The following is a 14482-nucleotide window of genomic DNA, read 5'->3' on the forward strand; positions in this document are numbered from 1 at the left end:
GTGGATGAAATTGGGTTCAGACGGGGGCGCGGCCTGTGTCACGGGTCAGCTTTCCATATCGAGGGCAAGGGCATAGGCGGCGCGCTCTGTCGCGGTTAACTTGATGTTAAGCGCTTGGCGGTAGAGATCACGGAACTCCGGTGTCTGGCGCAGTTCTTCGGCCTTGGCGCGGTGCCAGTCGAGGCCCGCTTGGTGATGTTTGCGGAGTTGGGCGTCGGTGAGGAGGTGGTTCATCTCGGCGCGCAGGCGGGGCAAATTGCGCTGGATCGACAGGTCGCGGTGGTCGTTCCAGTCCATTCGGATCCAATAGTTGATCCCGATGGAGCGGTCGACGTGAAGGGCGCGCCCGCGCTGGCGTTTGATGAGGAAGGAGTCGGCTGACCGGAGGGCATAATGGTTCAACTGTAGCAGATCATAGCCGACGTTGCTGCGCGAGGACCGCCAGCCGTTGCGCAGCGCGTCGCGCGTCATGTCGCGGCCCGCGCCGTTGACCCATTTGATCTTGGACACCGCGGCCTCGTCCAATTTGTTTGGTCGGTGGCAGGATAGTTTGCCATAGGCGCCGAGGTTGCGGAACATCGTTTTAAACCCCCATGCGGTATGGGGTTTGGGGCAAAAGCTCGGTGCGCAGTGTTCGAATTGGCCGATCACGGGGGCCTCCGACAGGGCGGCCACGCCGTTGTGGCCGAAGAGGCGCCACGTCATCGCGATATTCGTGGCCTCGGGGGCGGCGGCGAAGAAGTCTTCGAGCCTGCCGTTGCCGGTGCGGATGTTGACGAATTCGTCAACGTCGATATGCGCGATCCATTCCGCTTGGCGGACGAGCGGTTCCTCCAGCGCTTGGTTCAGCGCGTGTTGTTGGGGGGAGTTGCCTTTCCAATTGTCGTTGTTGCGGTGCTGGAGAATGCCCATGTCTTGCAGACGCCCCAAAACGGCATCGGTGCCGTCGCTGCAATCATTGGTGTAGATCAGGAAGTTATCAAAACCCACGGCGCGGTGATAGGCCACCCATTCGACGATATAGGGCGCTTCGTTTTTCATGCAGGCGACGATGACATTGCCGCTGTTGCCGGACGGCAATGTGCGCGGGGGCACGGCGGTATAGGCGGGCGCGGGTTGGTCTTCGCCCGCAGGGGCTGCGCCGTTGTGGGGGCGGAAAGGGCCGCGCAGAATGGTTTCGTGGTTGACCTTTAGTCGGGTGAGGAGCCGATCATTGGCGGCGCGCGTCTCTTCGGGGGCGTCGGGATCGTGCAACAGCGCCTCGAACCTCGCGGCAGAGCGGCGGGCCTCCTCGGCATCTGCGCGTTTTTGCGCGAGCGGGGTCGCGGTGCTGCGGATGCGGTGGGCGAAGGCGGCGAGGTATTGGGTGGCGCGAAAGCCGAACTGGGGGTCGGCTTCTTGCCACGGGGCCTCGGGCGCGTCGGGGGTAAGCGCCTGATCCAGCGCTGGAAAACGGGTGATGAGTGCGGCGTTGTCGCGGGCGAAATGGACGGAGATCGCGGCGAGGCTTCCGGGTTTGATCACGGGGCCGCCGATTTGCAGCGCCTGCAACATCTGGCTCCATGTGCTGCGCGGACAGGCGAGGTCATGGGCCTGTTGGTAGCGGATCAGCACATCGTTGAACTGCCGCATCCGCGTCAGCCAAGGCGCGGGCAGGGCCGCGAGGGCGCGCCCGGGATCGACCGGGCCGAGGGGCGTGGAAAGGCCCAAGCTCTCGGTGATCTCCGTGGACCCGGACTTGGACATAAGATGGGGCAGGTCAAGCGGGCGAAACGTAATTTTCTCTGCGCCGAAGGCGGCGGCCCAATGGGCGTGCAGCGCTTGATAATCGAGCCAAAAGGGAGGGGCTTGCACCTCGGGGAAAAGGCCGAAGTCCGGCGCGGTCTCTCTCTGGGCAAGCGCGCCCTGCCACCAGTCGCCGCGCTCGGCCAAGGCCAGTTCCTGCGTCAGCGGATGACGGCGGCTTTCGGCCACGGCAAAGCCGTAATGCGCGACCAGCGTCCGTGCCTGTTCATCAAGATGCGCGATCACGCGGATGTCGTCGAAATAGGGGCGCAGCAGATCGTGCAGGGCGCGCAGCTCCTCGGGCTGCGACAGCAGGTTGCCCAGTTGCGCCGCGCTAAACACCACATGATCGGCGCGGGTCGCGGCCAGCTCATGGGGGATCAGCGCGTGAAATTCATCGCGCAGGGTGGTGCCGATCAGGGGGCTGTCCAAGCCGCGGCGGTGCCGTAGCAGCCCCACCGCTTCCGGGGCGGCGCAAGCGGCATAGAGGCGGACGTGGTTCCAGTCAGCGGCGAGAACCCCCTGCTTGAGCAACGCGTCCTTTTGCTGTTGCAGGATGTTGCGCAGCCGGGCGGCAGCGCGTTCGGTCGGACCGATGAAGAGGGTCAGCCGCATCACCCGGCCTCCGCCTTGCCGGTGTTGCTTTGGCCCCACCACGGCAAGTCGATCTCAAGATAATCCGCGATCTTGTCGCGCGCCTCGGGGTCTTCGATGTCGAACTCCAGAAAGTTGGCACAACCGGCGAAGACGCGGCGGCAGAAGGCGAAATGCCCTTCGATCCACCGGGCAAGCTCGGCCTCGTCGCGGCCAAAGCCGCGGGGCAGCCCCGGCACATCGGCCTGTGGCAAACGGCGGCGGCCCAGGTTGTTCCAGCGCATCATGCTGTTGGCCGTTCTGGCCGGATCACGGTGCGAGAGTAGAAACTTGACCTCGGGGTGGTGGTGCTGAATGGCGTTCAGCACGCCCCAATCCGTTTGTGGCCAAAGGCTGCGGTCATGGCGCACGGCGCTCATCTCATTGATCACGTCGAACTCATGCAGCCGCGCCAACGGGTCGCCGCTGGCGAAGTAGTCGGCATAGATGATCCGCCCTACATGCGCGCCGGTGATCTCGGTAGAGCTACTTTGGCCCTTGCGAATGCGCCAATCCGCGACCTTGAGCCCGGCGTGGCGCAGCGCATCCGTGAGCGTGGTGGTGCCGGTCTTGGGCAGGCCGAGGTTGACGATCCGCGGCCCCGTCATGTGAGGCCGATCTCGGCGCGGATCCGCGCCTCGGCGGCGCAGAACGGGCTGGCTGCGCGCAGTTGCGCCTGCATCGCGCGGTAGCTCGGATCGGTCAGCAGCGCGTCGCGGCGGGCGCGGTGGGCGGCCACGGAGGCGGCATGCAGATCGGCGACGCGGGGCAGCGCTTTTAGGCGGTCGATTTCTTCATTCAAGGCGGGCAGGTAGCGCTGGATCGAGCGATCCTCCCAAGCTGCATCGTTCCGGTCGCGCCAATAGCTGTCGTCAAAAGCGCGGTGTTCGCGGTTCACGTCGCCACGGTCGTTCTTGACCAGATAGCTGTCGAGGGAGCGCAGCGCGTAGTGGTTCAGCGTGGCAAAGCGCCGTGCGCCGCGGGCGGGAAAGGCGCGGATGCGCCGTTTGGTGGCGGCACTGCGAAAGGGCTTAGGCACCTGTCGGCCTGCGCCATCGGTCCAATGCGGCTGGTGCTTCGTGTCATGGTGGAAGGGCCGGTGCGCCCCGTAGTAGCCCAAGGGAAAGTCGTGCCGGACCAAGGTCTTAACCTCAATCGCCGTATCGGCGCACCAAATGTCGGGGTTATGGCTATGAGTGAATTGCGCGATGACGGGTGCGTCGGCAAAATCCTCGACCCTGCCATTGGCGAAGAACTGGAAATGCAGCGAAATCGCCTGCGGGTTGCCGCAGGCCGTGATCAGGGCGGGCAGTCGGTGGTCGCCGACATGAATGTTCAGAAACTCATCCACATCGGCGATCCAGACCCAATCGGCCTGCGTGACGATGGGGTGACGCCGCGCATCCTTGAGCGCCTGCATCTGGTAGTTTCGATTGGTGGCCGGGTTGGGCAGATGGGTGACGATACCGTGGCGGGCAAGCGCGTCGAGCAGCGCATCGGTGCCATCGCTGCAATCGTTGGAGTAGAATAGAAAATCCGTGACCCCGATCACCCGGTTGAAGGCGATCCATTCCAGCAAAAACGGGCCTTCGTTCTTGACGCAGGTGACAGCGGTGATGCGCATGTCAGACCCCGCCGCGCCGGATCGCGATGAAAATGCTCTGTCCCATATCCGCCCCTGTGACCCCCTTGTTGCCGGAAGCCGTCGTTTATTGCGCGGGACTATGCCAGCGCGGGGAAATCCCGTCAATCTGCCGCCGCGCGGTCTGCCCTCTTGACGGGGCGGGGCGGGAATGCACCACTGGGGCCATGAAAAACATTGATACGATCGACGCGGTCCAAGAGATGCTGAGCGCTGAGGGCTATGTCTGCGACCGCGCGCTTGGGGTCGTGGTGTTCCTGAGCCTCACGCTGGGGCGGCCCCTGTTTCTGGAGGGCGAGGCGGGCGTCGGCAAGACCGAGATCGCCAAGGCGCTGGCTGCCGGTCTGGGGCGGCGGTTGATCCGGTTGCAATGCTATGAGGGGCTCGACGCCTCCAGCGCGGTTTACGAATGGAATTTTCCTGCACAAATGGTGGCGATCCGCACGGCGGAGGCAGGCGGCGGCGCTGACCGGCGCGCACTGACGCAGGAGTTGTTCAGCGACGACTACCTGATCGAACGCCCGCTATTGCAGGCGCTGCGCCCGGATGAGAACGGCGCCCCGGTGCTGCTGATCGACGAGTTAGACCGCACCGATGCGCCTTTCGAGGCGTTCTTGTTGGAGGCGTTGAGCGATTTTCAGGTGACCATCCCCGAGCTTGGCACGATCCGTGCGCCCGAGCCGCCGATTGTGATCCTGACCTCGAACCGCACGCGTGAGGTGCATGACGCGCTGAAACGCCGCTGTCTTTACCACTGGGTCGATTACCCGGATGTCTCGCGCGAGATGGCGATCCTTGCCGCCCGCGCGCCCGAGGCGGCAGAGGCGCTTAGCCGCGAGGTGGTGGCCTTTGTCCAGCAATTGCGGACCGAGGATCTGTTCAAGAAGCCGGGCGTGGCGGAGACGATTGACTGGGCGAAATGCCTGCTGGCTTTGGATGTCACAACGCTCAGCCCCGAGGTTATCGCCGATACGCTGGGCGCCGTGCTGAAGTATCAAGATGACATCGCCAAGTTGCAAGGCTCCGAGGCGGCGCGCATTCTCGATCAGGCCCGCGCATCGCTGGCGCCTGGCTGAGCACGATGGCCGAAGACCTGCCTTTGGACCTGCCCGAGGACCCCAAGCTTGCGGGGAATATCACCCATTTCGCCCGCGCCCTGCGCCGGGCGGGGCTGTCAATCGGGCCGGGGCGGGTGGTAGAGGCGGTGGAGGCCGTCGCTGCCGTGGGCTTCACCAGCCGCCGCGATTTCTATTGGACGCTCCACGCCTGTTTCGTAAGCCGCCCCGAACAGGCGCGGGTCTTTGCGCAGATATTCCGGCTCTATTGGCGTGACCCGCGGTATTTGGAGCATATGATGGCCGCGATGCTGCCCGCGATCCGCGGCGTGCAAGAGGATCGCCCCGCCACGCCCGCCGAGAAACGCGCGGCAGAGGCCCTGTTGGACGGGGCCGAGGCGCCGGAGCGGGAGGACGCGCCTCAGCCCGAGGAGACCCTCGTCGAGGTGGATGCAAGCCTGAACATGTCCGCGCGGGAACGGTTGCGGACATTAGATTTCGAACAGATGAGCCTCGCGGAAATGGCCGAGGCGAAACGGATGTTGGCCAAGCTCGACCTGCCGGTGCCGCCGATGCCAAGCCGCCACAATGTGGCGGCGGCGCGGGGGCGGATCGACGTGGCGCGCACGATGAAAGCAGCGCTGCGGCGGGGTGGAGAGGCGGACCGGCTTTATCGGAAGACACCGCGCGCGCGCTATCCGAACCTCGTCGTGCTGTGCGATATTTCCGGGTCGATGAGCCAATACAGCCGAGTGATCCTGCATTTCCTGCACGCGGTGGCCAATCGCAAGGGCGAAGGCTGGTCGCAGGTGCATGGTTTTACCTTTGGCACCCGGTTGACCAATATCACGCGTCATCTCGCGACCCGCGATGTGGACGCGGCCCTCGCGGCGGCGGGGGCGCAGGCGCAGGACTGGGAGGGCGGCACGCGGATCGGCGCGGCACTGGCAGCCTTCAACCGCGACTGGTCGCGCCGCGTCATGGGGCAGGGCGCGGTGGTGCTCTTGATCACCGACGGGCTGGACCGGGACGATCCGGCGGAACTGGCGCGGCAGATGCAGCGGCTACATCTGACCGCGCGGCGGGTGATCTGGCTGAACCCGCTGCTTCGCTGGGACGGTTTCGCGCCCAAAGCGGCGGGCATCCGCGCGATGCTGCCCCATGTCGACAGTTTTCGCGCGGGGCATTCGATTGCGTCGCTGGAAGCGCTGGCCGAGGCGATCTCGCGTCCCGATGATCTGGGGGAAAAAGCGCGGATGTTGGCGGGGTTGAACGCAGAGGTTTAGGCGGTGAGGTGAGGGAAGCAGGCTGCGGGTCTCTCCAAAACCAGAAGGTTTCGCAGCCACCCTTGATTGATCCCGGCCTGTCACCCGCCTGTCGTCGGTTCAAGCGAAATAGCCGTATCCCCTGAAGGGGCCCCTCGGCGATTTAGCTTGTCCCGCCGCCCTGCGCGCGACCGTTTGGTCTCAAGCAAGGGCGGCTCCGAAACCAGAGGTTCAGGCGAAGGTCTGGGCGAAAGTGGTCCGGTAGACCTCGCGCAGGTCCGACAGGGGCGCGGAGGTATTGCCGAAGCTGATCTTGTCGCCGCCAAAGGCGCCGACGGCGGTGACCGCTACGCCCGCTTCCTTGCCCGCGGTGATCAGGGTTTCCGCGGCTTCAGCGGTGCAGGCGACGAGGTAGCGGGCTTGGTCTTCGCCAAAGAGGGTCGCGGTGTCATCGCTTTCGATCTCGACGCCGATGCCTGCGGTTTCGGCCAGTTCGAAGGCCGCGAGGGCGAGGCCGCCGTCGCCGAGGTCGGTGCAAGCGGAGATTTGGCTGGCTTGGGCGCGGATGAATTCGCCGTGGCGGCGTTCGGTGGCGAGGTCGACATGGGGGGCGTCGCCCTCGGCCCGGTCGAAGGCTTCGGCGAGGAGGGCGGATTGGCCGAGGTGGCTGCCAGTCGCGCCGATCAGCAGGGCCACATGGCCGTCGCGCAATTGGTTGCTGATGACTTGGTCGAGGCTGTCGATCAGGCCGACCGCGCCGATGGTGGGCGTGGGCAGGATGCCCTTGCCGTCGGTCTCGTTATAGAGCGAGACGTTGCCGGACACGATGGGCATGTCGAGCGCGCCCACGGCCTCGCCGATGCCTTTGATGGCGCCGACGAATTGGCCCATGATCTCGGGCTTTTCGGGGTTGCCGAAGTTGAGGTTGTCGGTGGTGGCCAAGGGTTTGGCGCCCACGGCGCAGAGGTTCCGATAGGCTTCGGCGACGGCCTGTTTGCCGCCTTCGGTGGGGTTGGCCTTGACGTAGCGCGGGGTCACGTCGGAGGTGAAGGCCAGCGCCTTGTCGGTGCCATGCACCCGCACGATGCCCGCGCCGAGGCCGGGCAGGCGGACCGTGTCGCCCATGACCATCGTGTCGTACTGTTCGTAAACCCAGTCTTTCGAGGCGTGGTTCACGGAGCCGATCAGGGCGCGCAGACCTTCGATCGGGTCGATGCTGGGCGCATCGGTCAGCGCGGCGGCGGCGGGTGTTTCCTCCCAAGGGCGGTCGTATTCGGGCGCGGTGGAGGCGAGTTTCGACAGCGGCAGGTCGGCTTTGACCTCACCATCGAGACAGATGAGGAAGCGGTCTTCGGGGAGGGTTTCGCCCACGATGGCGAAGTCGAGGTCCCATTTGTCGAAGACGGCTTTGGCCTCGGCCTCAAGCTCGGGGCGCAACACCATGAGCATGCGCTCTTGGCTTTCGCTGAGCATCATTTCATAGGCGGTCATATGCGGCTCGCGCGTCGGGACCTTTTCAAGGTCGAGACGCACGCCGAGGCCGCCTTTGTCGCCCATTTCCACGGCAGAGCAGGTCAGGCCCGCAGCGCCCATGTCTTGGATCGAAATCACGGCGCCGGTGGCCATCAGCTCAAGCGTGGCTTCCATCAGGCGCTTTTCGGTGAAGGGGTCGCCGACTTGAACGGTGGGGCGTTTCTCTTCGATGGTGTCATCGAATTCGGCGCTGGCCATGGTCGCACCGCCGACACCGTCGCGGCCTGTTTTGGCACCGAGGTAGACCACCGGCATGCCGACACCGGAGGCGGCGGAGTAGAAGATTTTGTCCGCATCCGCGAGGCCCGCCGCGAAAGCGTTGACCAAGCAGTTGCCGTCATAGGCTTTGTCGAAACGCACTTCGCCACCAACGGTCGGCACGCCGAAACAGTTGCCATAGCCGCCGACGCCTTCGACAACGCCGTGCACAAGCTGGCGTGTCTTGGGGTGGTCGGGGCGGCCGAAGCTCAGCGCGTTCATCGCGGCGATCGGGCGCGCGCCCATGGTGAAGACATCGCGCAGGATGCCGCCGACGCCCGTGGCCGCACCTTGGTAGGGTTCGATGTAGGAGGGGTGGTTGTGGCTTTCCATCTTGAAGACCAGCGCTTGGCCATCGCCGATGTCGACCACGCCCGCGTTCTCGCCGGGGCCGCAGATCACTTGGGGGCCGTCGGTGGGCAAAGTGCGGAGCCATTTCTTGGAGGATTTATAGGAGCAGTGCTCGTTCCACATGGCCGAGAAAATGCCCATCTCGGTGTAGTTCGGCTCGCGCCCGAGGATGTTGACGACCTCGGCGTATTCCTCGGGGGTGAACCCGTGGCTGGCGATAAGGTCGGGCGTGATGGCTGGATCTTGCATGGAAATTCCCCGGCTGGCGCGTTTGCGCCCTCATACAAGGGGAAGTGCCGGGGGGGAAGTGGCTTTGGCCGCCTGCGGGCTGAAAGAAGGCGATGGGCCAAAAAAAAGGCCGAGCTAAAAGCTCGGCCAAGTCCAACAGGGAGGTATGAAGCGACGCGCCCTCAGGCTGTCAATCTTCATGATGGTGAAATAGGAGGCAGGGCTGCTCAAATCAAGGCTAATTAACATGGCAAGTCATCATGGCCGATATGCACCTATTGCATGGCTGGCCATGGGCTGCGGTTCAGCCTTCGCCCTCCACCCGTTCGCGCCATTGCTTGCGGTAGGTAATGATCTCTTCTTGAACGAAATCCTTGAAGGCGGCGACGCGTTTGGATTGGCGCAGCTCTTCTGGATAGGCGAGGTAGACCGGCACCTCGGCGGATTCGATATCGGGCATGACCTGCACGATATGGGGGAAGTCTTGGATTAGGTAGTTGGGCAGCACGCCGAGGCCAAGGTGGTGCACCACGCCTTGGAGCACGCCGAAATAGTTGTTCACCGTCAAAAGCGAGCGCAGGTCGTACATCATTAGCTCTTTGACGAGTTGCAGTCCCGCGCCGACCTGATCGCTGTCGGTGTTCTGACAGATCAACCGATGATCGGTCATATCCTCCATACGTTCAGGCGTGCCGTGTTTTTCGAGGTACTCCGGGCTGGCGTAGAGGCCCATGCGCACCGACATCAGCCGTTTGCGGACCAGATCGGCCTGGCTCGGTTCCTTCATGCGGATCGCCACGTCGGCCTCGCGCATCGGCAGGTCGAGCACGCGTTCTTCGAGCATCAGGTCGACTTTGAGGTCGGGATATTGCTCGTAGAGTTTGGGCAGACGCGGGGCCAGCCAGAGGGTGCCGAAGCCGGTCGTCGTCGTGACGCGCAGCTCGCCAAAAACCTCTTCTTCGCTGTCGCGGATGCGCGCCGCGGCGGCGTCGAGGCGTTTGGCCATGGCGGAGGTTGCGTCGAACAAAAGCTCGCCTTGTTCGGTCAGGATCAGCCCGCGCGCATGCCGGTGAAAGAGGTTGGTGTTAAGCTGCTCTTCCAGCCCGCGAATCTGTCGGCTGACGGCGGATTGCGACAGGTTGAGCTTGTCCCCCGCATGGGTCAGCGACCCCGCATCGGCCACGGCGTGAAAAATTCTGAGTTTGTCCCAATCCATGGCCCGTACTTTCCTTGCCCAGCCTTTCTCCTACCTTAATAGCCGGGAGAAAACAGCACAAACCGTCGCCTGCGGGACCGCCGTTGCGGAATAACTGCTATACAGGTCAGCAACTGTGACCTATAATCCGGGCAATCATGCAAGACTGACGTGCTAGGGAGGGCCCGCCATGACGACGCAAAAGATTTCACTCAACGACCGTTTCGACCTCGACAAGAGCCCGGTGCTGCTGAACGGCACGCAGGCGCTTGTGCGCCTGATGATGATGCAATCGGCGCGCGACCGGGCGGCGGGGCTCAATACCGCGGGCTATGTGACCGGCTACCGCGGCAGCCCGCTGGGGGGCGTGGATCTGCAGATGCAGCGCGCACAGAAGTTCCTGACCGACTACAACGTGCGTTTCGAGCCGGGTCTGAACGAAGACCTCGCGGCGACCATGCTTTGGGGCAGCCAGCAGGCCGAACTGCGCGGAGAGGGTAAATACGACGGCGTCTTCGGCCTGTGGTACGGCAAGGGGCCGGGTGTGGACCGCACCGGCGACGTGATGCGCCATGCCAACATGGCGGGCACCTCGCCCCATGGTGGCGTGCTGATGGCCATGGGCGACGACCATACCGGCGAATCCTCTACCGTATTGCACCAGTCGGAATGGGCGATGGTCGATGCCTATATGCCCGTGGTCTCGCCCGCCGGCGTGCAGGAAATTCTCGACTACGGCATCTATGGTTGGGCGCTGAGCCGCTTCTCGGGCCTCTGGGTCGGGCTGAAGACCATGAAAGACACCGTTGAGGCCACCAGCGTGGTCGACGGCAATCCGAACCGCATGAAGCTGGTCATCCCGGAGTTCGACATGCCGGAAGGCGGGCTCAACATCCGTCTGAACGACACGCCGCACCTGCAAGAGGCGCGGATGATCGACTACAAGCGCTTCGCGGCTGAGGCGTTCTCTCATGCCAACAAGATGGACAAGCGGGTCTGGGGCAAACGCGGGGCCAAGATCGGCTTCGCCGCTGCTGGCAAGAACTGGCTCGACCTCGTGCATGCGCTGAACCTGCTGAACATCGATGCGAACGAGGCCGAGCGCCTTGGCATCACCACCTACAAGATCGGCCAGACCTTCCCGCTCGACATGCAGGGCTTCCATGATTGGGCCGATGGCCTCGATCTGGTGGTCGTGGTCGAAGAGAAGCGCAAGCTGATCGAGGTGCAGATCAAGGAAGCGCTGTTCAACGACACGCACCGCCGGGTCTACGGCTGGCACAAGGGTGGTGCGGGGATGGAACATGGCGAAGAGCTGTTCCCGACCCGCGGCGCGCTCGACCCCATCCTGATCGCCGAAAAGATCGGCGGCATCCTCTTGGAGGAAGGCCGCGAAACCGATGGCATTCGCGCAGGCCTTGAGGCGCTCAACGAAGCGCGCCGCTCGGACAATGCCGAGGATATCGCCGCACGCCTGCCGTATTACTGCGCAGGCTGCCCGCATAACTCCTCGACCAAGGTGCCCGTGGGATCCCGCGCCTATGCGGGCATTGGCTGTCACTACATGGTGCAATGGATGGACCGCGAGACGACGGGCTTCACCCATATGGGTGGCGAGGGCGCGAACTGGATCGGGGAGGCGCCGTTCTCGAATACCGAGCATGTGTTCCAGAACCTCGGCGACGGCACCTATAACCACTCCGGCGTGCTAGCCATCCGGGCGGCCATCGCGGCGGGGACGAACATCACCTACAAGATTCTCTACAACGATGCGGTTGCCATGACCGGCGGGCAGCACAACGAAGGCGACCTTGACGCCTACCGCATCGTCGAAGAGTTGAAGGCGATGGGCGTGAAGAACGTCGCGGTTGTCTACGACCAGAAGGAAGACGTGGACCTGTCACGCTTCAAGGGTGTCGAAATCCACGAACGTGCCGAAATGCCGAACGTGCAAAAGGCCTACCGCGAGCACAAGGGCGTGTCGGCCATCGTCTACATCCAGACCTGCGCCGCCGAAAAGCGCCGCCGCCGCAAGCGCGGGCTGTTCCCGGACCCCGACAAGCGCGTCTTCATCAACGAGGACGTCTGCGAGGGCTGCGGCGATTGCGGCGTGCAGTCGAACTGCGTGGCCGTGGTGCCGAACGAGACCGAACTGGGCCGCAAGCGCGCCATCGACCAGTCGCAGTGCAACAAGGATTTCTCCTGCCTCGACGGGTTCTGCCCCTCTTTCGTGACGCTGGAAGGCGCCAAGATCCGCAAAGATCCGACTACCGATCTCAGCATTCCCGACCTGCCGATGCCCGACCTGCCCAAGATCGACGGCACCCATAACGTCGTCATCACGGGCGTCGGCGGCACCGGCGTCGTGACCATCGGCGCGCTGCTGGCGCAGGCGGCACAGCTTGACGGCAAGGGCGCGGGCATGATGGAGATGGCGGGCCTCGCCCAGAAGGGCGGTGCGGTGCATATCCACTGCCGTCTGGCCGAACGCCCCGAAGACATCAGCGCGATCCGCGTGGCCACTGGCGAGGCACATGCCCTCATCGGCGGCGATCTGGTGGTCTCTGCCGGCCACAAGACGCTGGGTCTGACCCGTGCGGGCCAGACCGGGGCGGTGGTGAACTCGCACCAGATCATCACCGGGGACTTCACCCGCGATACTGAGTTCCAGATGCCCTATGACCGGCTGAGCCTCGCGCTTGAGGCGCGGCTGAAGGATGACGTGGCGATGTTCGACGCCTCGGATCTCGCTAAGGCGACTTTGGGCGACTCGATCTTTTCCAACATGATGATCTTCGGTGCCGCGTGGCAGCGTGGCCTGCTGCCGCTGACGTTCGAGAGCCTGATGCAGGCGATCGAGATGAACGGCGCGGCGGTGGAGCGCAACAAACGGGCCTTCGAGATCGGTCGCTGGGCCGTGCTCTACCCTGAGGACGCGCGGAAGGTGAGCCAGCCCGATAACGTGGTCGAACTGCCCAAATCGCTGGGGGAAAAGATCGCCTTCCGTGAGAACCACCTGACCGACTATCAGGGCAAGGGCTTGGCCAAACGCTATACCAAGATGCTCGACGGTATCGAGGATCGTGACGTCAAGGCGGCGGTGGCCTTGGGGTATCATAAACTCCTGAGGTACAAGGACGAATACGAGGTCGCCCGCCTGCTGATCACCAGCCGCGACAAGGCACGCGCGCAGTTCGATGGCGACTTCAACATGACCTTCCACATGGCGCCTCCGCTGATCTCGAAGATGGGGCCGAATGGCCGTCCGCAGAAGCGTGAGTTCGGCCAGTGGCTGGAAGGGCCGCTGCGGGTCATGGCGAAGTTCAAAGGGCTGCGCGGCACGCCGCTCGATCCCTTCGGCTATACCGCCGAGCGCAAGATGGAGCGTGCGTTGATCAAGCAATATGAGGCCGATATGGCCGAGGTGCTGCCAAAGCTGACCGACCAGACCCGCGACGCCATCGTGGCGCTGGCCGAACTGCCGCTGCAAATCCGCGGTTTCGGACCGGTCAAACAGGCCAATGAGGCGAAGGCCGCGAAACGGCGCGAAGAACTGCTGGCGGTGATCCGCGCAGGCGGCACGGCCACGGCCAAGGCGGCGGAGTAATACCGCTGTTACATCTTTGCCTTAAAGTGTCCGCCTAGACGATCCTGAGGCCGAGATGTGACCTACGCCCGTGACATAAGCTATGCCCATTCCGCCCGAACCCGGGGCGGGAGGGCGCTCATTCGATTGATGGAAAACACTACCGGGCGCGTGTCCTTGCTGAAACGGGCCGAAGGCTATGAAGACGATCTGGCCGCAGGGCTGGGATTTTTCGATGCGATGGTGCAGCGCTGTGGTTTGACGCTGGACGTGATGCGCGGCGCTTTGGCGGATATCCCGACGCGGGGGCCGGTCATTCTGATCGCCAATCACCCCTACGGCATTCTGGATGGGCTGATGCTGGGCCATATCCTGAGCCAGACGCGCGGCGATTTTCGCATCATGGCCAATGCGGTCTTTAGCCAAGCGCCGGATCTGGCGCATCACCTGCTGCCCATCAGCTTTGCCGAAGACCGCGCCGCACTGGCGCTCAACCTCGCCACCCGCCGGACCGCGTTAAACTATCTGGCGCAGGGCGGGGCGATTGGCATCTTTCCCGGGGGCACCGTCAGCACCGCCGCGCGGCCCTTTTCGCAGCCGTTGGACCCCGGCTGGCGCAGCTTCACGGCGCGGATGATCGCCAAGTCTGACGCCACGGTGGTGCCGATCTACTTTGACGGTCACACCAGCCGCTTGTTCCAGATCGCCAGTCACCTGCACGCAAACCTGCGCATGGGGCTGCTGATCAAAGAGTTCCGCGCACGTGTCGATACGCCCGTGCGCGTGGCCATCGGCGACCCGATCCCGCGCGCCATGCTTGACCCTCTGGCAGGGGACGCAAAAGCGATGATGGATTTCCTGCGCAAAGCCACCTATGAGTTGTCACCAAAGCCGAGCCAATATCTGGGCCTCGGTTACGAGTTTGAGGAACGGCATAGAGCCGACAGGTGA

Annotated in this window: 9 protein-coding genes; 4 read left to right on the forward strand and 5 right to left on the reverse strand. The window is 63.9% G+C overall.

Annotated elements, in window-relative coordinates; translation table 11 throughout:
• Positions 1 to 45: 45 nt before the first annotated feature.
• The 3 genes from ACGYLD_RS01960 to ACGYLD_RS01970 are packed head-to-tail and all read right to left on the reverse strand — an operon-like array spanning position 46 to position 4042.
• Positions 46 to 2400, reverse strand: a complete 2355-nt coding sequence (locus ACGYLD_RS01960; RefSeq protein WP_271691467.1) for a glycosyltransferase family 2 protein — start codon at positions 2398 to 2400, stop codon at positions 46 to 48.
• The gene (locus ACGYLD_RS01965; RefSeq protein WP_271691466.1) at positions 2400 to 3026 is read right to left on the reverse strand and encodes a sulfotransferase; all 627 of its coding nucleotides are present in this window, start codon (positions 3024 to 3026) and stop codon (positions 2400 to 2402) included. The genes ACGYLD_RS01960 and ACGYLD_RS01965 overlap by 1 nt, the downstream gene beginning before the upstream one ends.
• Positions 3023 to 4042 carry a glycosyltransferase family 2 protein gene (locus tag ACGYLD_RS01970; protein WP_276153891.1) on the reverse strand — a complete coding sequence of 340 codons (1020 nt, stop codon included), beginning with the start codon at positions 4040 to 4042 and terminating at the stop codon, positions 3023 to 3025. Before ACGYLD_RS01970 ends, ACGYLD_RS01965 begins: the two co-directional genes overlap by 4 nt.
• 185 nt (positions 4043 to 4227) lie before the next feature.
• Between ACGYLD_RS01970 and ACGYLD_RS01975 the strand changes: the two genes are divergently transcribed.
• Together ACGYLD_RS01975 and ACGYLD_RS01980 are read left to right on the forward strand one after the other, a co-directional pair.
• Complete coding sequence (locus tag ACGYLD_RS01975; protein ID WP_168613237.1) at positions 4228 to 5136, forward strand: MoxR family ATPase; 909 nt, start codon at positions 4228 to 4230, stop codon at positions 5134 to 5136.
• Between the two features lie 5 nt (positions 5137 to 5141).
• The gene (locus ACGYLD_RS01980; protein ID WP_394400860.1) at positions 5142 to 6401 is read left to right on the forward strand and encodes a VWA domain-containing protein; all 1260 of its coding nucleotides are present in this window, start codon (positions 5142 to 5144) and stop codon (positions 6399 to 6401) included.
• Between the two features lie 210 nt (positions 6402 to 6611).
• Here ACGYLD_RS01980 and purL read toward each other — a convergent pair whose 3' ends face one another.
• Complete coding sequence (purL, locus tag ACGYLD_RS01985; protein ID WP_271691463.1) at positions 6612 to 8771, reverse strand: phosphoribosylformylglycinamidine synthase subunit PurL; 2160 nt, start codon at positions 8769 to 8771, stop codon at positions 6612 to 6614.
• A gap of 283 nt (positions 8772 to 9054) precedes the next feature.
• Positions 9055 to 9966, reverse strand: a complete 912-nt coding sequence (locus ACGYLD_RS01990) for a LysR family transcriptional regulator (RefSeq protein WP_209217657.1) — start codon at positions 9964 to 9966, stop codon at positions 9055 to 9057.
• A gap of 169 nt (positions 9967 to 10135) precedes the next feature.
• On the opposite strand from ACGYLD_RS01990, the gene ACGYLD_RS01995 reads away from it, so the two are divergent.
• Both ACGYLD_RS01995 and ACGYLD_RS02000 read left to right on the forward strand, forming a co-directional pair.
• Complete coding sequence (locus ACGYLD_RS01995) at positions 10136 to 13552, forward strand: indolepyruvate ferredoxin oxidoreductase family protein (RefSeq protein ID WP_394400864.1); 3417 nt, start codon at positions 10136 to 10138, stop codon at positions 13550 to 13552.
• A gap of 57 nt (positions 13553 to 13609) precedes the next feature.
• Complete coding sequence (locus ACGYLD_RS02000; protein ID WP_271691461.1) at positions 13610 to 14482, forward strand: lysophospholipid acyltransferase family protein; 873 nt, start codon at positions 13610 to 13612, stop codon at positions 14480 to 14482.

It is taken from the genome of Sulfitobacter sp. 1A12056 (genome assembly GCF_043558125.1).
GTDB classification, from domain to species: Bacteria; Pseudomonadota; Alphaproteobacteria; order Rhodobacterales; family Rhodobacteraceae; genus Sulfitobacter; species Sulfitobacter faviae.

Excerpts from the sequence above, each read along its gene's own strand:
- ACGYLD_RS01960 (WP_271691467.1), bottom strand. The coding sequence starts at position 2,400 with ATGCGGCTGACCCTCTTCATCGGTCCGACCGAACGCGCTGCCGCCCGG.
- ACGYLD_RS01965 (WP_271691466.1), bottom strand. The coding sequence starts at position 3,026 with ATGACGGGGCCGCGGATCGTCAACCTCGGCCTGCCCAAGACCGGCACC.
- ACGYLD_RS01970 (WP_276153891.1), bottom strand. The coding sequence starts at position 4,042 with ATGCGCATCACCGCTGTCACCTGCGTCAAGAACGAAGGCCCGTTTTTG.
- ACGYLD_RS01975 (WP_168613237.1), top strand. The coding sequence starts at position 4,228 with ATGAAAAACATTGATACGATCGACGCGGTCCAAGAGATGCTGAGCGCT.
- ACGYLD_RS01980 (WP_394400860.1), top strand. The coding sequence starts at position 5,142 with ATGGCCGAAGACCTGCCTTTGGACCTGCCCGAGGACCCCAAGCTTGCG.
- purL (WP_271691463.1), bottom strand. The coding sequence starts at position 8,771 with ATGCAAGATCCAGCCATCACGCCCGACCTTATCGCCAGCCACGGGTTC.
- ACGYLD_RS01990 (WP_209217657.1), bottom strand. The coding sequence starts at position 9,966 with ATGGATTGGGACAAACTCAGAATTTTTCACGCCGTGGCCGATGCGGGG.
- ACGYLD_RS01995 (WP_394400864.1), top strand. The coding sequence starts at position 10,136 with ATGACGACGCAAAAGATTTCACTCAACGACCGTTTCGACCTCGACAAG.